Source organism: Sandarakinorhabdus sp. (assembly GCF_987265915.1).
Map to the genome: position 1 here is coordinate 1,776,732 of NZ_OZ503948.1, position 24,231 is coordinate 1,800,962.

Sequence of the window (24,231 nt, forward strand, 5' to 3'; positions counted from 1 at the left end):
GAGTTGACGCCGCGCGCGCAAGCCTGTCAGACGGCGCGGATGACGCCCGACAAGGATCCGGAATATCTGTCCACCCTGGAACGCGGGCTGAAAGTGCTGCGCGCGTTTGATGCGACGCGCCCCGAAATGGCGCTTTCGGAGGTGGCGGCGGCGACCGCGCTGTCACCGGCGGTGGCAAGGCGCTGCCTCAACACGTTGGTCGCCTTGGGTTATATCAAACAGGATGGCCGGCGGTTCCTGTTGACGCCGGAGGTGTTGACCTTTGGTTCGGCCTATCTGGATTCGATGAACATCGAAAGCGTGGCGGTGCCGCCGTTGCAGGCGTTGGGCCAGACCACCGGCGATTCGGTCAGCCTGGCGGTGCAGTCCGGGCGCGACATCCTCTATGTCTGCCACATTCCGTCGAACCGCCGCATCCGGCTGGGTGCCGGGGTGGGTACGCGCTTTCCGCTGCACGCCACCTCGATGGGCAAGGTGCTGATGGCCTACAACAGCGACGCGGTGATCGCGGAATTTCTTGGCCAACCGCTGACCAGGCTGACCGAGCGCACGATCACCGATGCCGCGAGTTTCCGCAGCCGCCTGGCGGCGGTGCGTGACCGCCATTACGACAGCGCGCTCGACGAACTGGATTATGGCATTGTCTCTGTGGCGGTGCCGGTGCGCGACAGTGGCGGCAAGGTGGTGGCCGCGATCAACTGTTCCACCTCCACCACACGCATCAGCCAGGATGAGCTGGTGCGCACAAGGTTGCCGCTGCTGCAGGACGCCGCCGGTGCCATCGAAGCGGAGCTGCGCCGTTTCCCGATGCTGGCGCGATCGCTGGCGCGCTGACAGCGCAGTGGAGGGCAACGCCAACAGGGCGTTGCCGAAATGCGACATGGTGAAGCGAAAGCGCCGGCGAAGGCTGTCAAGCCGCGCCCTTGGGTCATTTATTCGCATATCGAACTTGACTTCGCATGACGAAAGACTAATCGCCGGATCAGGCAAGCCGCACCGGCCGTGCCTGCCGGTTACCGGCGGGCAACATCAGGGGGCAGCCGCCGCGGTCCGCCGCATCTGGGGAGGTTCAACATGGCTATTTCGTTCATCCGCATCATCGGTCTGGCTGGCGTATCTGCCATTGCCCTGGCGGCGGCACCGGTGCTGGCGCAAACCGCCGCTGCACCCGAAGCGACTGACGACGCGGGCGAAATCATCGTCACCGCCACCCGCCGCGCTGGCACCGTGCAGGAAACGCCGGCAGCCATTGCCGCCTTCAGCGCTGCCACCATCCAGGCCGCCGGCATCGAGCGGCCGGGCGATTTCATCGGGCTGACAAGCAACGTCAATCTGGTGGAAACCCAGAACGCCGGCAACGCCTTCGTCATCATCCGCGGCATCACCCAGGCCCGCAACAGCGAGCCATCGGTGGCGGTGATCGTCGATGGCATCCAGCAGGTGAACGCGGCGCAGTTCAACCAGGAACTGTTTGATATCGAACAGATCGAAGTGCTGAAGGGCCCGCAGGGCGGCCTCTATGGTCGCAATGCCATCGGCGGCGCCATCATCATCAAGTCCAAGGCGCCGACCAATGAGCTGTCGGGCAAGGTGACCGCCGGCGTGGACAATGGCTTCGGCTATTATGTGCGCGGCAACATTTCCGGGCCGCTGGCGGAAAATCTGAAATTCCGCCTGTCGGGCAGCTGGTATGACACCGATGGTTTCATTCAGAACACGTTCCTGAACGAGAAGGCCGATCCGATCAAGGATCTGAACTTGCGCGGCAATCTGTTGTGGAACCCCACGGCCGGTCTCGATGTCGATCTGCGCGTGTCCTATTCCAATCTGCAGACCCAGGCGCTGTATTTCAACATCGTCAATGATGTGAACAACACCTCGCTGCCGGTGCGCGTCAACAACCGCGGCCAGAATGATCGCGAAATGTGGAACGGCGCTCTGAAGCTGAAGTACAGCGGCGATTTCGGTACGGTTTCCAACGTGTTCGCCTATGATCGCGTTACGGAGGTGTTGACCGGCGATGCCTTCAACTTCCTGCCGATCCGCGAATCCCTGTTCTTCCAGTTCTTCGGCTTCGATCTCAACCAGAGCCAGTATCTGGAAGTCGATGCCTGGTCGAACGAGCTGCGCTATGAATCGCCGGCCGACAAGCCGGTGCAGTTCGTGGCCGGCACCTACATGGTCGGCACCAAGCGCTTCATTTCCACCGGCAACATGATCGATACCGGCGCCGGCGTGTTCCCGGTGTTCCGCACCCCCAGCACCAACCCGGCCAATCCGCAGTTCAGTTTCCTGTCTGACAGCCAGGACAATTTCGCCTGGGCGGTGTTTGCCAACACCAGCTGGAAGGTGAACGATCAGCTGCGCCTTGACGCATCGCTGCGTTATGATCGTGACAAGCGTGAGAACACCACGCTCACCCCCACCGCGTTCCTGCCCAACGTGGCCGGCTTCCCGCAGGGCCGCAGCGGCGATGTCCGCGAACGCAGCTTCCAGTCCTGGCAGCCGAAATTCACCATCAGCTACAAGCCGATCGACGAAGTGAATCTCTATGGTGGCTGGAGCCGCGGCTTCCGTTCCGGCGGCTTCAACCAGACCGGTGTGGGCGCGGTGGCAGCCGGCAACGGCATCGTGGGCGTGGGCGACATCTTCAACGCCGAAGTGGCCGAAACCTGGGAAGTCGGCGTGAAGACGCAGACCAGCGACCGCCTGCTCACCTTCAACGCGGCAGCCTTCACCACCCGCACGGAGAACAGCTATTTCTTCGTGTTCCTGGCGGCCAACTCGACGCAGAACCTTGGCAATGTGCCGCTGGCGCAGATCAAGGGCTTTGAACTCGAAGCCAGCCTGCGGCCGATGAAGGGCCTCGATATCAATTTCGGTTTGGGCTATACTGACAGCAATATCAAGGCCTTCGCTGACGCGCGCCGCATCGGCAACGAACTGCCGCTGATCAGCCGCTACACGCTGAATGCCGGCATCAACTATGCCCGGCCGATCACCGACACGCTCGATCTGAATGCCCGGCTCGATTATCGCCGCACCGGGCGGACCTGGTGGGATGTCGAAAACAGCACCAGCCGCGATCCGGTGGATATCGTCGATGCCCGCCTGGGCGTTTCCACCAAGCGGTTCAGCGTGACGGCCTTCAGCCAGAACCTGACCAACAGCATCTACAACGCCGAATTTTCGCCGGGCGGCTTTGTGTTCAAGGCGCGTCCGCGGCGCTATGGTATCGAAGCCAGCGTCAATTTCTGATCAGGAGTACCTCCATGGCCCGCGTCCTTGTCCTCTACTATTCCAGCTATGGCCATATCGAAACCATGGCGCATGCCGTGGCCGAGGGCGCGGCCAGCGTGGCGGGCAGCCAAGTGGACGTGAAGCGGGTGCCCGAACTGGTGCCGGCAGAGGTGACAGCGGCCTATGGCTTCAAGACCGAGCAGGACGCCGCCATCGCCGATCCGAACGAGCTGGCCAATTATGATGCGATCATCATCGGCACGCCCACCCGTTTCGGCAACATGGCGGCGCAGATGCGCAACTTTCTGGATCAGACCGGCGGCCTGTGGGCCAAGGGCGCGCTGATCGGCAAGGTCGGCAGCGCTTTCGTGTCCACCGCCAGCCAGCATGGCGGCCAGGAAACCACGCTGACCAGCATCCACACCACCTTGCTGCATCATGGCATGATCATCGTCGGCCTGCCCTACAGCTTTCCCGGCAACACGATCATGAGCGAGATTTCCGGTGGCACGCCCTATGGCGCCAGCACCATTGCCGGCGGCGATGGCAGCCGCCAGCCTTCGGAAAACGAGCTGGCCGGCGCGCGCTTCCAGGGCAAGCATGTCGCGGAAATTGCCACCAAGTTGTTCGGCTGAAATCAGTGGGGGATCATATGAGCATCACACGTCGCCCGAACCGCCTGCATCACACCGCCTATGTCACCAAGGATCTGGAGGCGACGCGCGCCTTTTATGAAGACGTGATCGGCCTGCCGCTGATCGCTACCTGGACCGAAGCCGACGAATTGTTCGGCAAGGTACGGACCTATTGCCACGTTTTCTTCGAACTGGCCGATGGCTCGTGCCTGGCGTTTTTCCAGTTTGTCGATCCGGCCGATCAGGCCGAATTCGGCCCCGATATCCCATCCAGCCCGTTCATCCACATCGCCCTGCATGTGGACAAGGACACGCAGGAACAGATGGAAGCGCGCATCGCCGCCGCTGGCATCGTCGAGCCGCAAACCTATGTGCTGGAACATGGCTATTGCCGCTCGGTCTATGTCACCGACCCGAACGGCATGATCCTCGAATTCACCCATGATGCACCGGAAGCGCTGGATCCGGCGCTGGATGCCGCCCGCCGCGCCTCTGCCCATGCTGATCTGAAGCGCTGGCTGGCCGGCGATCACAGCAACAACAATCATTTCCGCCGCGACGCGGCGTGAACCCATCGGCGTCGTCCAGGGTCATGGATGGCGCCTTTGCCGGCGGCCGCGTGATGCGCGTTGCTGTGCCCGGCGGCGATCTGGTGGTGGAGGTGGCAGGGGAAGGGGCTGCCATCATCTTTCTCCATGGCTGGACACTGGATCGCCGTCAGTGGCGCGGACAGGCGGCGCTGGCCGATCGCTTCACGTTGGTGGCAGTTGATCGGCGCGGCTTTGGCGAAGCGACCGCCCCGCCCGATCTTGGCGAAGAGCCTGCCGATGTCGCGCGTGTTGCCGCAGCGCTGGGCCTGACACATTATCATCTCGTCGGGCTCAGCCAGGGCGGCAAGGTGGCGCTGGCGCACGCGGCAGGCCATTCCGGGGGCCAGCCTGCCGGCCTTGGGCGCCTGCTGGTGATCGGTGCGCCTTTGGATGCCGACCTGCCGGAGCCACAAGACGCCCTGCCGCTGGCCGAGATGACCGCGCTGGCCCGCGCCGGGCAATTGGAGGCGATGCGGCAGTTGTGGCTGGCGCATCCGCTCACCGCGGCCCGCCCGTTGGTGCGCAGCGCGCTGGCGGCGATGCTGGCGCGCTATGACGGGCGGGACCTGCTTGAGCCGGGGCAGCCCCTCACCGTAACGCTGGATGATGTGCGCCGCATCCGCGCGCCGGCCACGGCCTTGGCCGGCATGGACGACACGCCCTGGCGGCGCGCGGTGGCGCTGGCGCTGGGGCAGGCCGGCTTTGGCCACGGCCTGATTGCCGGCGGCGGCCATCTGGCGCCTATGGAAGCGCCGGACGCCACCAACGCGGCCATCAGGGCGGCGCTGGCCTGAAGGCTTGCTGCTGGGTCGCCGGGCTGCCATGGCGGATAGGCAAGCGCTTGGCGGGGGGGCAAAATCAGATGGGCAAGCTTTCCGGCATCCGCGTCATCGATCTCAGCCAGTTTCTGCCTGGCCCGATGCTGACGATGATGATGGCCGATCAGGGTGCGACCGTGATCAAGATCGAGCCGCCCGCCGGCGATCCGGCCCGCAGCCAGGGCCCGTTCGAGGCGGGGCACAGCATCTGGTTCGCCAATCTCAACCGCGGCAAGGCCAGTGTGGTGCTCGATCTGAAAAGCGATGCTGGCAGGGGCGCGCTCATCGAGCTGCTGCGCGATGCCGATGTGTTCGTGGAAGGCTTCCGCCCCGGCGTGATGGCCCGGTTGGGCTTTGGCTGGGCGGCGGTGCGGGCGATCAATCCGCGCATCGTCTATTGCTCGCTGTCGGCGTTCGGGCAGACCGGCGCACTCGCCGATCATCCGGCGCACGACATGGCGGTGCAGGCACTGGCCGGCTTTCTCAGCGTGAACGATGGCCCGGACGGCCGCCCGGTGGTGCCCGGCGTACCTGCGGCCGATGTGGCGGCGGGCCTGACGGGCCTGTCGGCGGTGCTGATGGCGTTGATCGGCCGGGAACGGACGGGCGCGGGCGACCATATCGATATCGCCATGTTCGACAGCCTGCTGCCGTGGTGCGCGCACACGGCGGGTGCGGCGATGGCCGGCGGGCCGGCGCCGAAGTCAACGACCCAACGCTCGCTGGGCGGTGCGGCCTTCTACAATGTCTACAGCTGCGCCGATGGCCACCACATCGTGCTGGGTGGGCGTGAGATCAAGTTCGCGCGTAGCCTGCTGACCGCGCTCGGCCGGCCCGATCTGATCGCGCTCGCCGAAGCCGAGGCCGGGCCGGCACAGGCGCCGCTGATCGACTATCTGCGCGCCACCTTCGCCACCCGCAGCCGTGATGCGTGGGCGGCCTATATGGCCGATCTCGATGTCGCCTTCGCACCGGTGCTGGATTTTGCGGAAGTCTTTGCCAGCGACCATGTCGCGCAGCGCGGGCTGGTGGTGCACGCCAATGGCCGCCACCAGATCGCGCCGGCCATCCGCTTTGCCGGCGAGGATTATGTGCCGGGGCCGGTGCCGCCGCTGGGAGACTCCACGCCATGAGCTTGCGCTTGCACCAGGAGGGCGCCGTTGCCCGGTTGCTGATCGACCGGCCCGACAAGCGCAATGCCTTCAGCCTCGCGATGTGGCAGGCGCTGCCGCGGCTGCTGGCCGAAGCCGCCGCCAATGCGGATCTGCGCGTGCTGGTGCTGCAATCGGCGGGTGGCGGGGCGTTCTGCGCCGGGGCTGATATCGATGAGATGCTGACCAACCAGCACGACGCCGACTGGCGCGCCGCCAACCAGGCGGCGATCAACCGCGCCCAATTTGAGCTCACCCGCTTCCCGTTGCCGACCATCGCCTTCGTGACGGGCGATTGCGTCGGTGGCGGCTGCGGGCTGGCGCTGGCCTGCGATCTGCGCATTGCGACGCCGGCGGCGCGGTTGGGCATCACCCCGGCCAAATTGGGCCTCGTCTATCCGCTGCATGATGTGAAATTGCTGGTCGATCTGGTCGGGCCGGGGCAGGCGCGGCGCCTGTTGTTCACCGGCAGCCTGCTGGGGGCCGAGGAAGCGTTGCGCATCGGGCTGGTGGAGTTGATCGCCGAGACGCCGGCAGCGGTGATCGAAGCCATTATTGGCGGTTCGCGCCATTCCACCAAGGCGATCAAGGGCTTCGTGCGCCGCGTGCTCGATGGCCAGGTGGCGGAAGATACCGAAACCGCCGCCATCTTTGCCGCGGCTTTTGCCGGCGCGGATTTTGCCGAAGGCGCCGCCGCCTTCGTTGCCAAGCGCAAGCCGCAATTTCGCGCCTGACGTTTGCACCAAGTGGCGCGGTTGCGGGCGCCGGGCCATGTTGCACCATGCGCGCCGCCGTCTGTTCCCGCCTGTCCGATGATCTATCGGGCCTTGCCCTCGTTGAGGATTGGCCGGAACCGTCCGCGCCGGGGGCGGGCGACGTGCAGGTGGCGGTCAGCCATGTCAGCCTGAACTTCCCGGATTGGCTGATGCTGCAAGGCGGCTACCAGTATAAACCGGACTTGCCGTTCATCCCCGGCTCCGAAGCAACCGGCACTGTCATTGCCGCTGGGCCGGGGGCGGAGGCGCTGCTGGGCCAGGCGGTGATGCTGGGCGGCCGCTCCGGCATGATGGCCGAGCGCATCACCCTGCCAGCGCGCAGCGTGCGGCCGGTGCCGGCGGGGCTCAGCCTGGCCGAAGCTGCAGCCTTCACCGTGGGCGCGCTCACCGCCTGGGTCGGCCTGGTGACTCGCGGGCGCATCGCCGCCGGGGAGCGGGTGCTGGTGACGGGCGCGGGCGGCGGGATGGGCCGGGTGGCGGTGCAACTGGCGGTGCATCTGGGCGCGCATGTCGTGGCGCTGGCCAGCAGCCCGGCGCGGCTGCAATTGGCGCATGAGGCGGGCGCGCATGAGGCGTTGCTGATTGACCGCGCCACGCCGGAGATCCCGCTGCGCGATATCGATCTGGTGTTCGATCCCGTCGCCGGGCCGCTGGTGCTGCCGTTGGTGAAATCCCTGCGCCGCGGCGGCCGTTATGCCATTATCGGGTTCACCGGTGGGCGCGGGCCAGCGGTGCCGCTCAATCGCCTTTTGCTGAAGGAAATCGAACTGGTCGGCGTGCGCGCTGGCGAACAGGGAAGGCAGGACCCGGCCGCCGGCGTGCGCCACATCGCCGAGATCGACGCCCGCGCCGCGCACATGCGGCCGCACATCGGGCTGGAATTGCCGCTGGGCGACGTGCGGGAGGCCTTTGCGGCGATGGGGGCGGGGCGGATTGATGGGAAGTGCGTGATCGGGATTTGAAACCCCCTCTCCCATCAAGGGAGAGGGAGTCAGCCAAACGCCGCCCGCGTCGCCTCATCGGCCGGAAACAGCAATTCCAGCCGCAGATCGCGCACCGTCACATCTTCCGACGTCCCGCACTGCGCGATCAGCGACAGGAACGACAGGCACCCGCCGGGGCTGTTGTAGATCACCGGCATGATCGGCGATCGCAGCCGTGCGCCGGGCTTGAACGGGTGGCGCTGCGCCGCGACGCGAGTCATGGCGATCAGATCGGCCAGCACTGGATCATCGCCGGCCAGGGCCTGCTCCAGCGCCAGCCGCTCCAGGCTTTCGTGCAGCACCTGGGGCAAATTGGCGATCAGCTCGGCCGCGCGCGGATGGGTGGCGGCCAGGGCAAACACATTGGGCGGCCCGTTCCAGCCCTCCAGCAACGGGCTGAGCATTGCCGCCGCCGACGCGCTTGCCTCCAGGACATTCCAGTGCCGATCACACAGCAGCGCCGGGAAGGGCGCGTGGTTCTCCATCATTTGGCTCAGGATCGCCCGGAACGGCGCCACCGCTTCGGAACTCAGCGGCGACGCCGGAAACGCCGCGGCAAAGCCGGCCGCGGTCAGCAACTGGTTGCGCTGCCACAACGGCAAGGCCAGCGCCTCGGCCAGGGTCAGCACCATCTCCCGGCTTGGGCTGGCGCGGCCGGATTCAAGGAACGACAAATGCCGCGCACTGACCCCGGCATCGAGCGCCAATGCCAACTGGCTGAGCCGCCGGCTGGCGCGCGCGGTGCGCAGGGCGTTGCCGAACGGGCCGGGATCGTTGAGGTCGGGACGGGTTGCCATACGCGCACTGTGCCACACAGGCGCGGGCGCGCAATGATGTGAGAGGTAAGCGTAGGGATGATGTGGTTAGCAGAAGGCAAGCGGTCCCCTGCCGGCAAGGACTGAGACGCGGCGATCATGATCGTTTTCTTTTGTGGCGGTGGGGCTGGTTGGCCTTGGAAATGCAAGTGATCATGCATTAAAAGAAGGTACGGATATTTCTTTTGCGATGGGCCCTAGGCCGATTTGGCAGTAGCATATGGCAGGTTGGGACCCATATTTCTCCAGAATATCACAACATTGACGTGATCAATAAACATTAATATTTCATTTATATTTGACTTTCCGATCCTTTGAATTTATTTTTACGGAACGCGCAAATTTTGCTCGCCAAGTACTTGAAAGGGTTCTCTGATGCCGCTCCCTGTCTATGTGCCCGGATGTTACAGAGGCAGCAGTGTCGTCGAGAACGAACAAGGAAAAAGCTCATACACGTTCATGGTCGAATCACCTTCGGGCACTATTTTTGCCAAAGTCGTCAAGGACACGGCAAATGATGGGTTGTCTGACGGGCTGTTCCGGGAACATAACTGCAATGCCTTATATCGTTACGCAGTGTCCAAAGGAGCCGCCACCGTCGGAAATATTATTCGGGTTCCTGATACCAGAATTGCGTCGGATCAGGAGCGCTCGGAACTTGTTCAAGTGAATTCAAAATTGTCGTCATTTAACGGCTGTCCGATTCTTATTCAGGAGCGTCTAAGAGGTGAGACCCTGCAAGATAAACTGCTGCTGAATCCAGGCAGGCCGGATACAGCTTTCGGAACGGCCAGTACATTGCACGCGTTTGGTATCCTCGCCGGCTTGGACGTTATCTTTTGCATGAACGACAGGTTGCCGGTTGGTCCAATCTTTTCTCATTATGGAAATCTTAACAACATCATGGCCTATGAGAAGGGGCCGGGTGAGTTTGAACTTTCAGCGATCGATAATGCTGTGACAGTCCGGAAAGAGTCGGCTGTCTCGATGCACACCTCGAAGGTTGCGGCGTTCCTTGCGGCCGATCCTGACCTTCGCAGCGTTGGCGGAGCGATCTTCGACAAGGTGTTCAGCGATGCGCATGGCTTTCTCAACCAAACTCGCCGTGAAATAGGCAATCCCGCAACATACCCGCTTTTCACCTTCACCGGACCAGAACGAGAATTCGCGGTCAATCACATAACCAACGGTTTCCTGAAATCGATCGAGTTGCTGAATGATGCGATGAAGGATGACGAATTCGTTGAACTGGTGAACAAGGTCGATTCCATCGACAATGTGAATTCGAACAATGCGGGTCTGATCACCCAGGTTCTCACCCTTATGAACAGCAGGGGAAACTCGAGCGTCAGCGACGCCATGCAGGAAATCTCGAGTTCGAGTTCGAGTTCGCTTGGCTGACGGGCAATCAAGAAAGCCAACGCGGTTCATCTTCTTCATCAATCTGCGGAGCGTCGCGCCGCCATTTCCGTTGCCCAGAACCTGCCAGTCTGCAAGCCATGCCAGTCCAGTTGCAATCCTTCGGATGGCTTTCGGTAGCAGGCCGATGCGCGGCCTGTCCTACACCGCCAAAGCCTGTCATCATCGCGCTGTCCGGTGGGGCAAAGCTGGGCGAAGACAGGCAATGAAATCAGCGCTGAATCCCGCCCGATTCGTCCAATGTGTCCAAACTGGTGCTGATGGATTCGCTATTCTGGCCGCAAGGGTGCGGACTGGGGCAGGGGATTTTTGATCGTTCTCAACGCAACGATGGGTGCGCAGATGTCTTGCAAACTGCCTCGAAGCATCCCGATAAAATTGGCACGGTGAATGCCAAAAAACCTGCAAAAGCGGAACCTTTGTAACCTTGTAAATAACAATTGGCGCACGCCCACGTCAAACTTACCCGCGCGGTAATTGCTGCGCTTCCCCGCCCGGCGCAGCTTGTCCCGGCAATCCGGCGGAGGAGACGACACATGACGCGCAAGTTCTGGGAGCAATGGCTGCACATCTGGTGCTGGGCGGTGATCGGTTTTGGCGTGGTGTTTTCCGCCGCGGGCGTGCCGGGGCTGGATGGCGGCGCGGGGGCGTTTTATCGGTTGGTCAGCCTGGGCACGTTGTCAGAGGCTGATTTCACGGCGCCGGGCATGCGGTTGTCGGTGGCGCTGGTGGGTGCGGTGATGCTGGGCTGGGGCCTGTGTCTGCTCGGCATCTTCCGGGCGCGCGGCGCCGATCCGCTGGTGTGGCGCGGGCTGGGCTGGGGCGTGATCGGCTGGTGGGTAGTGGATTCGGCGCTGTCGGTGCTGAACGGCGTGCCGGTGAATGCGGTGACCAATTCGGTGCTGCTGGTGGCGTATCTGGTGCCGGCGGTGAAGCTGGGGTTTTTTGGTGGGCGGGTGGCCGTTGTTTCGTAAGCCGCTCCCCTCTCCCGCCGCGCTTCGCGCGAGTTGACCTCTCCCCAGCGGGGAGAGGTCGAGAGACGGCGCAGCCGGTCCGGGAGAGGGGGAGCCGGCAGCCGGGGGCCATCACACCGGAAACGGTGTCCACATCACCTGCCTGATGTCCGTGCCGCCCAGCGCCAGCAGCGCCAGCCGGTCGAAGCCGAGCGCGACGCCGCTGGCCGGGGGCATGTGGCCCAGCGCGGCAAGGAAATCCTCGTCGATCGGGTAGCGCCGGGCGTAAATGCGCTGCTTTTCGTCCATGTCGGCCTCGAAACGGCGGCGCTGCTCGGTGGCATCGGTCAGTTCGCCGAAGCCGTTGGCGAGTTCCACCCCGCAGGCATAGGCTTCGAAGCGTTCGGCCCAGCGCGGATCGGCGGGGCAGGGGCGGGCAAGGGCGGCTTCGCAGACGGGATAATGGGTGAGGAAGGTCAGGCGGTCACGGCCCAGCTTTGGTTCAAGGCGCACGATGATGCGGCTGAAGATGTCGCTCCAGCTGTCGTCGGGGCGCGGCGTGAGGCCGGCGGCGGCAGCGAGGGCGTCGCGGTCATCGAGGCAAGCGGCAAGATCAATGCCGGCATGGAGGGTGAAGGCTTGTTCGACCGTGATCATCTCCGGTTCCGCGCTGGCATCGCAGGTGCGGCCCTGCCAGCGCAGCGCGCCGTTGCCGCCGGCGCCTTGCGCGGCGCGGGCCAGTGCCAGCGTGTCGGCAATGATGGCGGTCCAATCGGCATTTGCGCGGTACCATTCGACCATGGTGAATTCCGGGCTGTGCAGCGGGCCGATTTCGCCGTTGCGCCAGACGCGGGCGAAATCGACGATGCGCGTTTCGCCAGCGGCGAGCAATTTCTTGGCGGCGAATTCGGGGCTGGTGTGCAGATAGCGGGTCTGTTCGGCACCCCCGTCCGGCCGCCACAGCACCGGGAAGCCATGAAGATGGGTTTCGTTGCCGGGCGACAGCTGCACGGCGCCGCATTCCACCTCGGTAAAGTTCTGATCGGCAAACCAGTGGCGCAGCGCGGCCTTCACCCGATTGCGGCCGATCAGGAAGGGCCGGCGGTCGGCGTGGATGTCGGCGTGCCAGAACGGGCGAGGCAAGATGATTTTCCCAATCATGATTTAGCTTGAACAGTCATGCTGCCATGCCCTAACGCCGGGCAGCATTATGGGCGCGTTGGCGCATAGGGGATAGCATGGTCAAGGAAATCGCGAGCAATTTCCGCAAGGGGCAGGTGATCGAGCACGAGGACAACCATCTGTATGTCGTGCTGAAGGCGGAAACCTTCCGCCCCGGCAAGGGCACGCCCACCACCACCATCGACATGCGGCGCATTTCCGACGGTGTGAAAACCGTGATCACCGTGAAGACCACCGACAGCCTGGAGAAGGCCTTCGTCGAGGAAGTGCCGCACAATTACCTTTATAAGGATGGTGAGGAATATATCTTCATCAACAACGAAACCTATGACCAGATCAGCCTGACCGAAACGATGATCGGCGATGGCATCGGGTTCCTGCAGGAAAATGCCGAGTGCAAGATCCTGATGTTCGATGGCAAGGCCATCACCATCACCCTGCCGACGCGCGTCACCATGGAAATCATCGCCACCGAACCGGTGATGAAGGGCCAGACCGCCAGCTCCAGCTACAAGCCGGCGACGGTGGAATCGGGCGCCCGCGTGATGGTGCCGCCGCATATCGAAGTTGGCACGCGCATCGTCATCAACACCGAAGATTCGAGCTACGTCGAGCGTGCCAAGGATTGAGGCGAACGCCAATGTTGCGCATGGAGGCCGGCAGCGATGCCGGCCTTTTTGCTGCGTGGGCAAATCAACTTAGGCACAAATTCGATCAGCCTGAGCGCAAATGCCAATTTCTTCGATGGAACCGTGCGGGCGTATTGGACGTTGCAGTGGGAACCGACCCGCGCCAACCGCAGGGAGCGAGCATGACACGCAATTTCGCATCGATCGTCGCACTGGCCATCGCCAGCATGACCAGCAGCCTGAGCGCCACGGGCGCCGCCGCGCAAACCAGCCCGACCGCCAACACCAGCAACCAGTTCTGGTGGCCGGAACTGGTCGATCTGTCGCCGCTGCGCAGCCAGGCGCCATCATCCAACCCCTATGGCAGCAATTTCGATTACGCTGCCGCCTTCAGCAAGCTGGACCTGAAGGCAGTGAAGGCCGACATCGCCAAGGTGCTGACCACCTCGCAGCCGTGGTGGCCGGCCGATTATGGCAATTATGGCCCGTTCTTCATCCGCATGGCCTGGCACAGCGCCGGCACCTATCGCATCGCCGATGGCCGCGGTGGCGCCGGTGGCGGCCAGCAGCGCTTTGAACCGCTCAGCTCCTGGCCGGACAACGCCAATCTCGACAAGGCCCGCCGCCTGCTATGGCCAGTGAAGCAGAAATATGGCCGCGCGCTCAGCTGGGCCGATCTGATGGTGCTGGCCGGCAACGTCTCCCTCGAAACCATGGGCTTCAAGCCGTTCGGCTTTGCCGGCGGCCGCCAGGATGATTGGGAAGCCGACAAAGTCTATTGGGGCCCGGAAGCCAAGATGCTGGACGACAAGCGTTACAGCGAAGGCCGCAAGCTGGCCAACCCGCTGGCTGCGGTGCAGATGGGCCTGATCTATGTGAACCCCGAAGGCCCGAACGGTGTCCCCGATCCGCTGCTCGCCGCGAAGGACATCCGCGAAACTTTCGGCCGCATGGCGATGAACGATGAAGAAACCGCGGCACTGATTGCCGGCGGCCACACCTTCGGCAAGGCGCATGGCGCAGCCAAGCCCGATGGCAATGTCGGCAAGGAACCGGCCGGCGAAGCGCTTGAAAAGCAGGGCTTTGGCTGGGAAAACAAGCTCGGTACTGGCAAGGGTGCGGACACCATCACCTCGGGCCTGGAAGGCGCCTGGTCGGCCAGCCCCACCCAGTGGACGATGCAATATCTGGAAAACCTCTATCAATATGACTGGGTGCAGACGCGCAGCCCCGCCGGTGCCATCCAGTGGGAGCCGAAGAACGCCAAGGACGTGAAGTTCGTTCCCGACGCCCACAAGGCGGACACGTTCCACGCGCCGATCATGTTCACCACCGATCTCGCGCTGCGCATGGACCCGGCCTACAAGAAGATCACGCAAGCCTGGCTGAAGAATCCCAAGGGCTTCGAAGATGCCTTTGCCCGCGCCTGGTTCAAGCTGACCCATCGCGACATGGGCCCGCGCGGCCGTTACATCGGGCCGGATGCGCCGAAGGAAGTGCTGATCTGGCAGGATCCGGTTCCGGCCGTCGATTACCCGCTGGTGATTGAGGCCGACGTGGCCAGCCTGAAGGCCAATGTGCTGGCCAGCGGCCTCAGCGTGCCGGAACTGGTGCGCACGGCCTGGGCGGCGGCGGCGAGCTTCCGCGGCACCGATATGCGCGGCGGGATCAACGGCGCCCGGCTGCGGCTGGCCCCGCAAAAGGATTGGGCGGTGAACAACCCGGCCGAACTGGCCAAAGTGCTCCCCGTTCTGGCCAAGGTGCAGGCCGATTTCAACGCAGCAGCGCCGGGTGGCCGCAAGATCAGCCTCGCTGATCTGATCGTGCTGGCCGGCAATGCCGCGGTGGAAAAGGCGGCCAAGGATGCCGGCGTGGCGATCAGCCTGCCGTTCACGCCGGGCCGCACCGATGCCAGCCAGGCGCAGACCGATGTGAACAGCTTTGCCGCGCTGGAACCCAAGGCCGATGGCTTCCGCAATTACTGGAGCGCGGACAGTTTTTACAATCCCACGCAAGGCCTGATCGATCGCGCCAATCTGCTCGGTGTGACCGTGCCGGAAATGACCGTGCTGGTGGGCGGCCTGCGCGTGCTGGGGGCCAATGCCGGCGGCAGCACTGTGGGTGTGTTCACCGCGCGGCCGGGCGTGCTCAGCAACGACTGGTTCGTAAACCTGCTCGGCATGGAGACCAAGTGGCAGAAGTCTGCCACGGAAGGCCTCTATGACGGGCTTGACCGCACGACCGGCCAGAAGAAGTGGACGGCCAGCCCGGTCGATCTGCTGTTCGGTTCGCACAGTGAATTGCGCGCCGTGGCCGAAGTCTATGGCGCTGCCGATGGCCACAGCCAGATGGTGCAGGATTTCGCCAAGGCCTGGACCAAGGTGATGGCGAACGACCGCTTCGGCCGCTGAGCCGCAAGCATCGCGGCGGCGCTCCACCCGGAGTGCCGCCGTTGCGCCGCCATTGCCTTGTCAGCCGGTCAGGCCCGGTTGGAATAGATCAGGCTGCCAGCCGGGAGACGCTGCAGCACCAGCGCGGCGTCGGTGGCCGAAAAGGCAAAGCAGCCTTCACTGCGGCCCAACTTGCCGGTTTGCTGCAACACATCCGCTTCGCAATACCAGGCGCCGTGGATGACGATGGCACGGGCCAATGCCGTGCGATTTTCGGGATCGAGCCCGAACAGGCGGCGCGAAAGGCCGTGCTGCCCGACATAGGTGTCGCCGGAAAGATAGGCGCCCGCGCTGCTGGCGGCGGAGCCGGGCTGATCGGAGAAGCGATGCAGGAAACCGGTGTGGGCCGGATCGGAGCCCCGGCCATGGGCGACACGCAGGGATATGGTCTTGCCGGTGTCGGGTTCGAACAGAAAGAAGCGTGGGCGGGCGCTGTGCAGGCCATAATCGGCAATGGCCACCATGGTCTTGTTTGAAATCCGGGCCGCGTGGCGATCGAAGGCGGCGCGCGCCTGTTCCAGCAGGCGCGGATTCAGGCCCTCGCCGACCCCAGCGGCAAGGGCAGGACGCACAGCAATCAAGGCGCCAGCGAAAAGCCCAGCCCCAGTCAGCGCAGCGCGTCGCGACAGCGCGGGTATTCCGGGGGTGCGGTGAAGGTCCATATCAGGGTAAGATGGCGCAGCTTGATGGAAATACCACGCCTGCCGCGTCAGACCGCCCCGAATCGTCGCCCAATGCGATTGGTGCCGGGCCTTGCCGTTTTCCTGGCGCTGACGGGGGCAGCACCGCCTGCAGCGCTTGCGCCGGCTGGCATTCCGGCGGGGCAAGAACAACTCTTGGCCCGGATCGATGTCGCGGCCTTGCCCCAAGGGTCACGCGGCGCGGTTGCGGCCAGCCTCGCCCGCTGGCGCATGCTGTCGCCGTTGCCGACTGGTCGCTATCTGCTCGTCAATATCCCGGCCTTCGAAATCAACCTGTACGATGGCCAGGCGCGACTGGGCCGCTGGCGCGCCATTGTCGGCAAAGCCCGGACGCCAACGCCGTCCTTTACCTGGCAAGCCAGCGGCGTGATCCTGAATCCGTCGTGGGATGTTCCCAAAAGCATCGTGACCGAAAGCGTGGGCGCCTTGCTGGCGCGTCGTCCGGCCGAAGCGGCGCGGCGTGGTTATGTGCGGGACGGAACCCACGTCCGCCAGAAACCGGGGCCGGACAATCAGCTGGGGCAGATGAAGCTGGATTTCACCAACGCCATGGGGATCGGCATCCACGACACGCCGGCCCGCAGCCTGTTTGCCCGCGACAAGCGCGCCCTGAGCCATGGCTGCATCCGGGTGGATGATCCGCTCGGCTTTGCCGCCACACTGCTGGGTGGCAGTGCCACACGCGACGGACTGGCCGGGCTGCTGCCAGGCGGCCAAACCCAGCGTCTGGCGTTCGAGGCGCCAATAACGGTGATCATCGGTTATTTCACGGCGGAAGTGGACGATGACGGCACGCTGTTGATCCACAACGACATCTATCGCCTCGACCGGCAGGAACTGGCCGCAGCCAGCCCTGATAGCGAAAGCGAATGCGCCGTTTGAGGCGGGTTACTGGCCGCGCCGGCTCATGAAGGCCAGCCGCTCGAACAGCATCACGTCCGCCTCGTTCTTCAGCAGCGCGCCGTGCAGCGGCGGGATCAGAGTCTTGGTGTCGCGATTGCGCAGCACCTCGATGGGCAGATCCTCGTGCATAAGCAATTTCAGCCAATCGAGCAACTCGCTGGTGCTCGGCTTCTTCTTCATGCCGGGCACTTCGCGCATGTCGAAGAAGATATTGAGCGCTTCGCCGACCAGCGCGCGCTGGATGTTCGGGTGGTGCACGCGCACGATGGCTTCCATCGTCTCGCGATCGGGGAACTTGATGTAGTGGAAGAAGCAGCGGCGCAGGAACGCGTCGGGCAGTTCCTTCTCGTTGTTGCTGGTGATGATCACGATCGGGCGCTGCGCGGCTTTCACCCGCTCGCCGGTTTCATAGACGTCGAATTCCATGCGATCGAGTTCGGTCAAGAGATCGTTGGGAAATTCGATGTCGGCCTTGTCGATCTCGTCGATCAACAGAACGGGGAGCTTTTCGGAGGTGAACGCCTCCCACATCTTGCCGCGGCGGATATAATTGTTGATGTCCGACACGCGCGGATCGCCGAGCTGGCTGTCCCGCAAGCGCGAGACCGCATCATATTCATAAAGACCCTGCTGCGCCTTGGTGGTGGACTTGACGTTCCATTCGATCAGCGGCGCATCGAAGGCATTGGCGATCTGTTGGGCCAGCACGGTCTTGCCCGTGCCGGGCTCGCCCTTCACCAGCAGCGGCCGGCGGAGGGTGACGGCGGCGTTGACCGCAACCTTCAGATCATCAGTGGCGACATAGCCGGCGGTGCCTGTAAAGCGCATGGAATATCCTCTTCTGATCGCACGCTAAGCAGGCGCGCGCATTGGTGCAATCCTGTCAATCTGCGAAGGGGTCATTGGCCAATCAGCGGTAGGTGTAGGTGACCTGATTCACCTCGCCGCCGCCAAAGCCGAACATCTGGCCCTCGCTCTGTGCGCTCTGGCCGGTGAGTCGCGGGCGGCCATTTGGACCGAGGCCATAATCCAGCGTCTGACGGAATATGGTGACCTTGATGCGGCCACCCAGCTTGAAGGGCTCACGGGCCTTCAGGTTGAGCTGGCTGACCCAGGGCTTGCCGTTGGTGGTGGTGATGACCGCCTCGCCCGAAAGGTGGCTGGAAATATCGTCATTCTCGCTGCGCACCGAAGCTGCCGGCAGCACCGCGATCTTCAGCACCTTGCGGCCCTTTTCGTCGGTGCCAATTTCCCCGGCAGCGGCCAGCATGATTGCCAGGCGATGATAACCCGGCACCGGGGCACTGACGGTGGCCTTCTGGAAATATCGGCGCTGCGATGCTTTGGGCGCGCCGCCGTTGACGCTGACCAGGGTCCAGCCCTTGCCGTCCCAGCGTTCGATGGTGACGCTTTTCTCAGCGCCGAGCGGGCTGTGCTTGGTGGCCGTGGTGGTACGGTCAAAGGCCAGCGCGGCTGGTTCGATGCGGCTGGCTTCGGCAATGATGGCGTCGCGCACCAGCACCAGATCAGGCGGCGGCGCTGCTGCAACGAGCAGGCTGGCGACAGCCGGCAATAGCGTGCGACAATGGTGGCTCATGGGCAGATGCCTAGCGTTCGCGGCGTTATGCCACAAGTTGCAATGGCATCAGCTTCACCGCCCCGGCACGGATTGGCGCAAGGGCATCAACCTATAGCCTCACGGCCTTGCTTGGGTGTGAACCGGGTGCGATCACCCCAAGGGGGTATAAAGGCTTTCACTGCGGCTGGTGCCCGATTTGCCCATCTGCTTGCCGGCGATGGCCTGGGTCTGGCGCACCAGCACCGGACGGCCGCCGACCAGACGATAATCGGAAATCGCCTCGAAACTGTCCAGCCGGGCCACGAACATGAAACCCAGCGGCTTGGGCAGGGTGATGCGCAGCCGGCTCACAAAGGGCTGCGGGCCGCTGCTGTCGATCAGCGCCTCCGCCACCAGACTGGCGGAAATATCCCGGCCGATGGTGATGCTGCCTTTGGGCAGGCCGTTGACCCGGTACAGCGTCCGCCCTTGCGCATCCTGGCTGCGGGTGGCGCCAGGCCCAAGAAAATCGGCCACCCGATGATAGCCGGGCAGTGGCCGGCCGGCGCTGGCCTTGCGGTGGCTGGTCAGGTCGTCGGCGGAAGGCGGCTTGCCATCGACATTGATCAGGGTCAGCTGCTTGCCGTCCCAGCGCTCGGTGCGGCTATGGCTTTCGGCGCTGCTGTCGCCGGCTTCCTGGCCCGTCTGTTTCAGGATGCGTTCCCAGCGGACACTGGCCGGCGGCACGGCGCGGGCGCCGGCCACGATCTGCTGCAGCAGCGGATCAGGGGCAGGGGCGGCCGCAACGGCGAGCAGAAACGAAAGGGCGGCAAGGAGAAGGCGCATGCCCTGTCCTTACCGCCCTTTTTCCGTCTTGCAAGAGCAATACACTCAGACGTCGAGGAAGCTGCGCATCTTGCGGCTGCGGGACGGGTGCTTCAGCTTGCGCAACGCCTTGGCTTCGATCTGGCGGATGCGCTCGCGGGTCACGCTGAACTGCTGGCCGACCTCTTCCAGTGTGTGATCGGTGTTCATGCCGATGCCGAAGCGCATGCGCAGCACGCGTTCTTCACGCGGGGTGAGCGATGCCAGCACGCGGGTGACGGTTTCCTTCAGATTGGCATGGATCGCGGCATCGACGGGGATGACGGCGTTCTTGTCCTCGATGAAATCGCCGAGATGGCTGTCTTCCTCGTCACCGATCGGCGTTTCCAGGCTGATCGGCTCCTTGGCGATCTTCATTACCTTGCGCACTTTTTCCAGCGGCATGGAGAGGCGTTCGGCCAGTTCTTCCGGAGTCGGCTCGCGGCCGATCTCGTGCAGGATCTGCCGGCTGGTGCGCACCAGCTTGTTGATGGTTTCGATCATGTGCACCGGAATGCGGATGGTGCGGGCCTGATCGGCGATGCTGCGGGTGATGGCCTGGCGGATCCACCACGTGGCGTAGGTGCTGAACTTGTAACCGCGGCGATACTCGAACTTGTCCACCGCCTTCATCAGGCCGATATTGCCTTCCTGAATGAGATCAAGGAATTGCAGGCCGCGGTTGGTGTATTTCTTGGCGATGGAAATCACGAGGCGCAGATTGGCCTCCACCATTTCCTTCTTGGCGATGCGGGCTTCGCGCTCGCCCTTTTGCACCATATTGACGATGCGGCGGAATTCGCCGAGGTCCACGCCGGTGGTTTCGGCAATGCCGGCCAGCTCGCGGCGGTTCTGTTCGACCGACGCGCCTTCGCTCTGCACAAAGGCCGCCCACTTCTTGTCGATGGCAGCTACACGCGGCAGCCAGCCTTCGGCCAGCTCGTTGCCGACATATTCATCCAGGAAATTCTTGCGGTTGATGCGATGCTTGTCGGCCAGGCGCAGCATGTTGCCGCCTAGCGCCATCAGCCGCTTGTTCTGGGTGTAGAGCGATTCAACCAGCAGCTCGATCTTGTTGTTGTTGAAATGGATCGACTGCACGCCGCGCGTCAGTTCCTCGCGCAGCTTCTGATATTTCTTCTCGTCACCGCCGGCAAAGGCCGGGCCGCCGTGGATGGCCGACAGCCGGGCTTCCTGCAGCTTCTGGAATTTCTTGTAGGTGCCGGTGATCTCGGCGAATTTTTCCAGCGCAGCGGGCTTGAGCTGCTCTTCCATCTGGCCGAGCGACAGTCCGCCTTCGTCGTCTTCTTCGGCTTCGGCGGCGCGCTGCGGCGCCCGACGCTCGGTGAATTCGTCTTCTTCGTCGGCAACCGGCGTTTCGGCTTCCGGCTCTTCGTCTTCCTTGAACTGCACGGTGGGCAGGTCGCTGCCTTCCGCCACGTCCTCACCGTCTTCGCCCGGCACCTTGGCCAGCATGGCTTCCAGATCGAGGATCTCGCGCAGTTGCATGCGGCCTTCGTTCAGCGCGTTCGACCAATCGATGATGGCGCGGAAGGTCATCGGGCTTTCGCACAGCCCGGCGATCATGGTGTTGCGGCCGGCCTCGATGCGCTTGGCGATGGCGATTTCGCCTTCGCGGCTGAGCAGTTCGACCGCGCCCATTTCGCGCAGATACATGCGCACCGGATCGTCGGTGCGATCGAGCGGGGCCTTGACGACCGCAACCGGCGCTGGCGCCAGATCGCCATCGACGGCTTCCGGTTCGTCCTCGGCCTCTTCGGGGGTTTCCGCTTCGTCGGACGTGTCTTCGTTTTCGACGATGTTGATGCCCATCTCGTTGATCGACGACATGATGTCCTCGATCTGCTCGCTGGTCATCTGATCCTGGGGCAAGGCCTCGTTGATTTCGTCATAGGTGATGTAACCGCGCTTCTTGGCGCGGGCGATCAGCTTCTTGATCGAGGCTTCGTTCAGGTCGATCAGCGGGGCATCGCCCTCCGCCTTGGGATCGACCGCTTCGTTGGCGCCAGCTTTGGCCATCCGATTTTGCATCCTTGCATCTGGCCGGGGGCAGGGACCTGCTCCGGCAAAAACCTTCTCACGCGGTTGGCAAACCGTGCCAATCAAACCGCCCGAATATACAATGTCCCGCCCGCCCGGCTGGTTGCGCGGGCGGAGCAGGATGAGACTGCCCGCATATTATACAGGCTCCTTAATCCTCCCGCCGCGATTCCACCAGCTTCATCATTGCTGCATCGAGCGATTCCATATCCTGGCGCAAGGCCTGCTGTGCTTCGAAATCCGCCTCCGACAGGCTGTCCTGAAACCGCGTCGTGGCTTCGGCCAAACCGGCCAGCAGCGCCGATCGTGCCGTGGCCTGGCGCAGGGCCAGCCCGAAATCCGCATCGGCCACCGCTGCCGCGGCATCCGCCCGCGTGAACGAGAAAGCCAGCCGGTTCATGGCCTGCACGCGCCGGGCGGTTTCACCGTATCCGATGCTGGTCAGATGGGCGGCCAGGCCCGCCGATTCAAGGCCCGGTGTGCTGGCCGTTGCCGCCAGCACTTCGGCAAGCAGGGTGGCTTCGTCCGGATGGTCAAGCTGCAAGGCGGCCAGCGCGTCGGCATGGGCGTCTGCCAGGCCGGGCCGCACCAGCAGGCCGGCCAGGACAGCGGTGAGCAACGGGTCGCGATCCCGGCTGACCAGCGCCTTCAGCGCTGCCGAGGCGCCGGGCACCGGCGACTGCCATTTTTCGCCGGGCTTGCGCGGTTGCCAGGGCGCGCGCGCCGGGCGTGACAGGAAGGCGGCTTCGAAGCGGTTGTTGAACTCGGCCTGATACAGGCTGCGCACATCGGGATCGGCGATGCTGGCGGCGGCTTCGCGCAGCCGGGTGCGGGCCTGGGCGCGGCGTTCGGGGATGGCGGTCTCCAGCCCGGCCGTCTCGCTGGCCCAGATATGATCGATCAGCGGAACGGCGGTGGCCAGCACGGCTTCGAATGCGGCTGCGCCGCCAGCGCGGCACAGATCGTCCGGGTCCTGCCCCGGCGGCAGCGTGGCGATGCGCAGCGATTTGCCGGGCTGCAGCAGCGGCAGCGCGCGCGCCGCTGCGCGGGTGGCAGCGCGCAGGCCGGCGCCGTCGCCATCGAAGCACAGCACGGGTTGATCGACCAGCCGCCACGCCAGCGCGAGCTGGGTTTCGGTCATCGCGGTGCCCAGCGGCGCGACGGCTTCGGCGATGCCGGCATTGGCGAGGCCAATCACGTCCATATAGCCTTCGACGACGATCAGCCGGCCGCTCTGGCGCGCTGCCGGCCCGGCGAGATCGAGATTGTAGAGCAGCCGGCCCTTGTCAAACAGCGGCCCATCGGCGGAATTGAGATATTTGGGCTGCACATCGCCCAGCGCGCGCCCGCCAAACCCAACCACGCGCCCGCGGCGGTCGCGGATCGGGAACATCAGTCGGCCGCGGAAGCGATCGAAGATCTCGCCCTGGTCCGATTTGCCGATCAGCCCGGCTTCGAACAGCTTGTCGGCCTCCACATCATTGAAGTGGCTGCGCAGCGCTGTGCGGCCCTCCAGCGCCACGCCAAGCCCGAAGCGTTTGGCGAGATCGGGCGACACGCCGCGCCGATCAAGATAGGCGCGCGCCGCCGCACCGGCTTCGCCTGCGAGCTGCGCCTCGAACCACTTGGCGGCGCGGGTCGTCAGTTCGGACAGGCTGTCGGCGACCTTGGCCTTCGCCTGCGCTTCGGGGGAGGCGGCGGGAACCTCAAGGCCGGCTTCGGACGCCAGCTGCTTGACCGCCTCCATGAACGGCAGGCCCATATTGTCGGTGAGGAACTTGATGACATCGCCGTGCACGCCGCAGCCGAAGCAGTGGTAGAAGCCCTTGTCGTCGTTGACGTAAAAACTCGGCGTCTTCTCGTTGTGGAACGGGCAGCAGCCCTTCATCTCCCGCCCGGCCCGCGTTAGCTTCACTCGCCGGGCAACGACGCCCGACACCGGCACCCGGGCGCGCAACTCGTCGAGAAAGGCTGGGGATAGGGTCAAGCCAGCGCAGCCTTCACCATCCCATTCGCCTTGCTCATGTCGAGCTTGCCGGCAAAGCGCGCTTTCACGGCGGCCATGACCTTGCCCATGTCCTTCACGCTGGTCGCGCCCAGTTCGGTGACCAGTGCCTTGATCGCGGCCATCGCCTCGGCCTCGTCCATCTGCGCCGGAAGGAAGCTTTCGATCACACCCAGTTCGGCGCGTTCGGCATCGGCCAGTTCGGCGCGGTTGCCAGCCACATACATCTCGATCGATTCGCGGCGCTGCTTGGCCATTTTCTGCAGCACATCCACCACCACCAGATCATCGTCGGCCGGCGCGGTGCCGGTGCGCAGTTCGATATCCTTGTTCTTCAGGGTGGAGCTGATCAGGCGCAGGGCGCCCAGGCGGGCAGTGTCGCGCGCCTTCATGGCGTCGGTGGTGGCGGCTTTGATGGCATCGCGCAGCATGGTGGGCTCCGATCCGGAAAATTGCGGGTTGATGTTTGGCGGTCGATAGCGTCTTGGACCGCGAAAG

General features: G+C 64.1%; 23 protein-coding genes. 14 read left to right on the forward strand and 9 right to left on the reverse strand.

What is annotated here, in order from left to right; translation table 11 throughout:
- Positions 1-39 precede the first annotated feature (39 nt).
- The 8 genes from AC6UUM_RS08620 to AC6UUM_RS08655 all read left to right on the forward strand — a co-directional run bounded on the left by AC6UUM_RS08620 (position 40) and on the right by AC6UUM_RS08655 (position 8,172).
- Positions 40-834 carry an IclR family transcriptional regulator domain-containing protein gene (locus tag AC6UUM_RS08620; protein WP_500801878.1) on the forward strand — a complete coding sequence of 265 codons (795 nt, stop codon included), beginning with the start codon at positions 40-42 and terminating at the stop codon, positions 832-834.
- A 240-nt stretch (positions 835-1,074) separates the two neighbouring features.
- The gene (locus tag AC6UUM_RS08625; RefSeq protein ID WP_500801879.1) at positions 1,075-3,258 is read left to right on the forward strand and encodes a TonB-dependent receptor; all 2,184 of its coding nucleotides are present in this window, start codon (positions 1,075-1,077) and stop codon (positions 3,256-3,258) included.
- A gap of 14 nt (positions 3,259-3,272) precedes the next feature.
- Complete coding sequence (gene wrbA, locus AC6UUM_RS08630; protein ID WP_500801880.1) at positions 3,273-3,875, forward strand: NAD(P)H:quinone oxidoreductase; 603 nt, start codon at positions 3,273-3,275, stop codon at positions 3,873-3,875.
- Positions 3,876-3,892: 17 nt separating this feature from the next.
- Complete coding sequence (locus AC6UUM_RS08635; protein ID WP_500801881.1) at positions 3,893-4,444, forward strand: VOC family protein; 552 nt, start codon at positions 3,893-3,895, stop codon at positions 4,442-4,444.
- 53 nt (positions 4,445-4,497) lie between these two features.
- Positions 4,498-5,259 (forward strand): alpha/beta fold hydrolase, encoded by a 762-nt coding sequence (locus tag AC6UUM_RS08640; RefSeq protein WP_500804938.1) that lies wholly within the window; start codon positions 4,498-4,500, stop codon positions 5,257-5,259.
- Positions 5,260-5,327: 68 nt separating this feature from the next.
- On the forward strand, positions 5,328-6,416 hold the full coding sequence (locus AC6UUM_RS08645; RefSeq protein WP_500801882.1) for a CaiB/BaiF CoA transferase family protein: 1,089 nt from the start codon (positions 5,328-5,330) through the stop codon (positions 6,414-6,416).
- Positions 6,413-7,168: an enoyl-CoA hydratase/isomerase family protein gene (locus AC6UUM_RS08650; RefSeq protein ID WP_500801883.1), complete on the forward strand. Its 756-nt coding sequence runs from the start codon at positions 6,413-6,415 to the stop codon at positions 7,166-7,168. Before AC6UUM_RS08645 ends, AC6UUM_RS08650 begins: the two co-directional genes overlap by 4 nt.
- A 47-nt stretch (positions 7,169-7,215) precedes the next feature.
- Positions 7,216-8,172, forward strand: coding sequence for an NADPH:quinone oxidoreductase family protein (locus AC6UUM_RS08655; RefSeq protein WP_500801884.1), 957 nt, complete (start codon positions 7,216-7,218; stop codon positions 8,170-8,172).
- A gap of 29 nt (positions 8,173-8,201) precedes the next feature.
- Here the strand turns inward: AC6UUM_RS08655 and AC6UUM_RS08660 are convergent, their stop codons facing one another.
- The gene (locus AC6UUM_RS08660) at positions 8,202-8,990 is read right to left on the reverse strand and encodes a helix-turn-helix domain-containing protein (RefSeq protein ID WP_500801885.1); all 789 of its coding nucleotides are present in this window, start codon (positions 8,988-8,990) and stop codon (positions 8,202-8,204) included.
- Positions 8,991-9,383: 393 nt separating this feature from the next.
- On the opposite strand from AC6UUM_RS08660, the gene AC6UUM_RS08665 reads away from it, so the two are divergent.
- The 3 genes from AC6UUM_RS08665 to AC6UUM_RS08675 all read left to right on the forward strand — a co-directional run bounded on the left by AC6UUM_RS08665 (position 9,384) and on the right by AC6UUM_RS08675 (position 11,401).
- Positions 9,384-10,409, forward strand: a complete 1,026-nt coding sequence (locus AC6UUM_RS08665) for a hypothetical protein (RefSeq protein ID WP_500801886.1) — start codon at positions 9,384-9,386, stop codon at positions 10,407-10,409.
- Between the two features lie 260 nt (positions 10,410-10,669).
- Positions 10,670-10,852: a hypothetical protein gene (locus AC6UUM_RS08670; protein WP_500801887.1), complete on the forward strand. Its 183-nt coding sequence runs from the start codon at positions 10,670-10,672 to the stop codon at positions 10,850-10,852.
- A 111-nt stretch (positions 10,853-10,963) separates the two neighbouring features.
- The gene (locus AC6UUM_RS08675; RefSeq protein ID WP_500801888.1) at positions 10,964-11,401 is read left to right on the forward strand and encodes a hypothetical protein; all 438 of its coding nucleotides are present in this window, start codon (positions 10,964-10,966) and stop codon (positions 11,399-11,401) included.
- Positions 11,402-11,512: 111 nt separating this feature from the next.
- On the opposite strand, the gene epmA is transcribed toward AC6UUM_RS08675, so the two are convergent.
- Positions 11,513-12,523, reverse strand: coding sequence for an EF-P lysine aminoacylase EpmA (gene epmA, locus AC6UUM_RS08680; RefSeq protein ID WP_500801889.1), 1,011 nt, complete (start codon positions 12,521-12,523; stop codon positions 11,513-11,515).
- 95 nt (positions 12,524-12,618) lie between these two features.
- Between epmA and efp the strand changes: the two genes are divergently transcribed.
- Both efp and katG read left to right on the forward strand, forming a co-directional pair.
- Entirely contained in the window at positions 12,619-13,191 is a 573-nt protein-coding gene (gene efp, locus AC6UUM_RS08685; protein WP_500801890.1) for an elongation factor P, read from the forward strand.
- A gap of 182 nt (positions 13,192-13,373) precedes the next feature.
- Positions 13,374-15,602 (forward strand): catalase/peroxidase HPI, encoded by a 2,229-nt coding sequence (gene katG / locus AC6UUM_RS08690; protein ID WP_500801891.1) that lies wholly within the window; start codon positions 13,374-13,376, stop codon positions 15,600-15,602.
- Positions 15,603-15,670: 68 nt separating this feature from the next.
- On the opposite strand, the gene AC6UUM_RS08695 is transcribed toward katG, so the two are convergent.
- On the reverse strand, positions 15,671-16,213 hold the full coding sequence (locus tag AC6UUM_RS08695; RefSeq protein ID WP_500801892.1) for a murein L,D-transpeptidase catalytic domain family protein: 543 nt from the start codon (positions 16,211-16,213) through the stop codon (positions 15,671-15,673).
- Here AC6UUM_RS08695 and AC6UUM_RS08700 point away from each other — a divergent pair.
- On the forward strand, positions 16,130-17,224 hold the full coding sequence (locus AC6UUM_RS08700; RefSeq protein WP_500801893.1) for a L,D-transpeptidase family protein: 1,095 nt from the start codon (positions 16,130-16,132) through the stop codon (positions 17,222-17,224). The two genes, AC6UUM_RS08695 and AC6UUM_RS08700, sit on opposite strands and share 84 nt — an antisense overlap.
- A gap of 6 nt (positions 17,225-17,230) precedes the next feature.
- Here AC6UUM_RS08700 and AC6UUM_RS08705 read toward each other — a convergent pair whose 3' ends face one another.
- The 6 genes from AC6UUM_RS08705 to AC6UUM_RS08730 all read right to left on the reverse strand — a co-directional run bounded on the left by AC6UUM_RS08705 (position 17,231) and on the right by AC6UUM_RS08730 (position 24,164).
- The gene (locus AC6UUM_RS08705) at positions 17,231-18,073 is read right to left on the reverse strand and encodes an AAA family ATPase (protein WP_500801894.1); all 843 of its coding nucleotides are present in this window, start codon (positions 18,071-18,073) and stop codon (positions 17,231-17,233) included.
- Positions 18,074-18,155: 82 nt separating this feature from the next.
- Positions 18,156-18,842, reverse strand: coding sequence for a hypothetical protein (locus AC6UUM_RS08710; protein ID WP_500801895.1), 687 nt, complete (start codon positions 18,840-18,842; stop codon positions 18,156-18,158).
- A 132-nt stretch (positions 18,843-18,974) separates the two neighbouring features.
- Positions 18,975-19,649: a hypothetical protein gene (locus tag AC6UUM_RS08715; protein ID WP_500801896.1), complete on the reverse strand. Its 675-nt coding sequence runs from the start codon at positions 19,647-19,649 to the stop codon at positions 18,975-18,977.
- A 45-nt stretch (positions 19,650-19,694) separates the two neighbouring features.
- Positions 19,695-21,707, reverse strand: a complete 2,013-nt coding sequence (gene rpoD / locus AC6UUM_RS08720; protein ID WP_500801897.1) for an RNA polymerase sigma factor RpoD — start codon at positions 21,705-21,707, stop codon at positions 19,695-19,697.
- Between the two features lie 172 nt (positions 21,708-21,879).
- Entirely contained in the window at positions 21,880-23,715 is a 1,836-nt protein-coding gene (dnaG, locus tag AC6UUM_RS08725; protein ID WP_500801898.1) for a DNA primase, read from the reverse strand.
- Positions 23,712-24,164, reverse strand: a complete 453-nt coding sequence (locus tag AC6UUM_RS08730; RefSeq protein ID WP_500801899.1) for a GatB/YqeY domain-containing protein — start codon at positions 24,162-24,164, stop codon at positions 23,712-23,714. Before AC6UUM_RS08730 ends, dnaG begins: the two co-directional genes overlap by 4 nt.
- Positions 24,165-24,231: the final 67 nt, after the last annotated feature.

Bases quoted from the DNA above. Each gene is read 5' to 3' on its own strand.
- AC6UUM_RS08620 (WP_500801878.1), top strand. From the start codon at position 40: ATGACGCCCGACAAGGATCCGGAATATCTGTCCACCCTGGAACGCGGG.
- AC6UUM_RS08625 (WP_500801879.1), top strand. From the start codon at position 1,075: ATGGCTATTTCGTTCATCCGCATCATCGGTCTGGCTGGCGTATCTGCC.
- wrbA (WP_500801880.1), top strand. From the start codon at position 3,273: ATGGCCCGCGTCCTTGTCCTCTACTATTCCAGCTATGGCCATATCGAA.
- AC6UUM_RS08635 (WP_500801881.1), top strand. From the start codon at position 3,893: ATGAGCATCACACGTCGCCCGAACCGCCTGCATCACACCGCCTATGTC.
- AC6UUM_RS08640 (WP_500804938.1), top strand. From the start codon at position 4,498: ATGCGCGTTGCTGTGCCCGGCGGCGATCTGGTGGTGGAGGTGGCAGGG.
- AC6UUM_RS08645 (WP_500801882.1), top strand. From the start codon at position 5,328: ATGGGCAAGCTTTCCGGCATCCGCGTCATCGATCTCAGCCAGTTTCTG.
- AC6UUM_RS08650 (WP_500801883.1), top strand. From the start codon at position 6,413: ATGAGCTTGCGCTTGCACCAGGAGGGCGCCGTTGCCCGGTTGCTGATC.
- AC6UUM_RS08655 (WP_500801884.1), top strand. From the start codon at position 7,216: ATGCGCGCCGCCGTCTGTTCCCGCCTGTCCGATGATCTATCGGGCCTT.
- AC6UUM_RS08660 (WP_500801885.1), bottom strand. From the start codon at position 8,990: ATGGCAACCCGTCCCGACCTCAACGATCCCGGCCCGTTCGGCAACGCC.
- AC6UUM_RS08665 (WP_500801886.1), top strand. From the start codon at position 9,384: ATGCCGCTCCCTGTCTATGTGCCCGGATGTTACAGAGGCAGCAGTGTC.
- AC6UUM_RS08675 (WP_500801888.1), top strand. From the start codon at position 10,964: ATGACGCGCAAGTTCTGGGAGCAATGGCTGCACATCTGGTGCTGGGCG.
- efp (WP_500801890.1), top strand. From the start codon at position 12,619: ATGGTCAAGGAAATCGCGAGCAATTTCCGCAAGGGGCAGGTGATCGAG.
- katG (WP_500801891.1), top strand. From the start codon at position 13,374: ATGACACGCAATTTCGCATCGATCGTCGCACTGGCCATCGCCAGCATG.
- AC6UUM_RS08705 (WP_500801894.1), bottom strand. From the start codon at position 18,073: ATGCGCTTTACAGGCACCGCCGGCTATGTCGCCACTGATGATCTGAAG.
- AC6UUM_RS08710 (WP_500801895.1), bottom strand. From the start codon at position 18,842: ATGAGCCACCATTGTCGCACGCTATTGCCGGCTGTCGCCAGCCTGCTC.
- AC6UUM_RS08715 (WP_500801896.1), bottom strand. From the start codon at position 19,649: ATGCGCCTTCTCCTTGCCGCCCTTTCGTTTCTGCTCGCCGTTGCGGCC.
- rpoD (WP_500801897.1), bottom strand. From the start codon at position 21,707: ATGGCCAAAGCTGGCGCCAACGAAGCGGTCGATCCCAAGGCGGAGGGC.
- AC6UUM_RS08730 (WP_500801899.1), bottom strand. From the start codon at position 24,164: ATGCTGCGCGATGCCATCAAAGCCGCCACCACCGACGCCATGAAGGCG.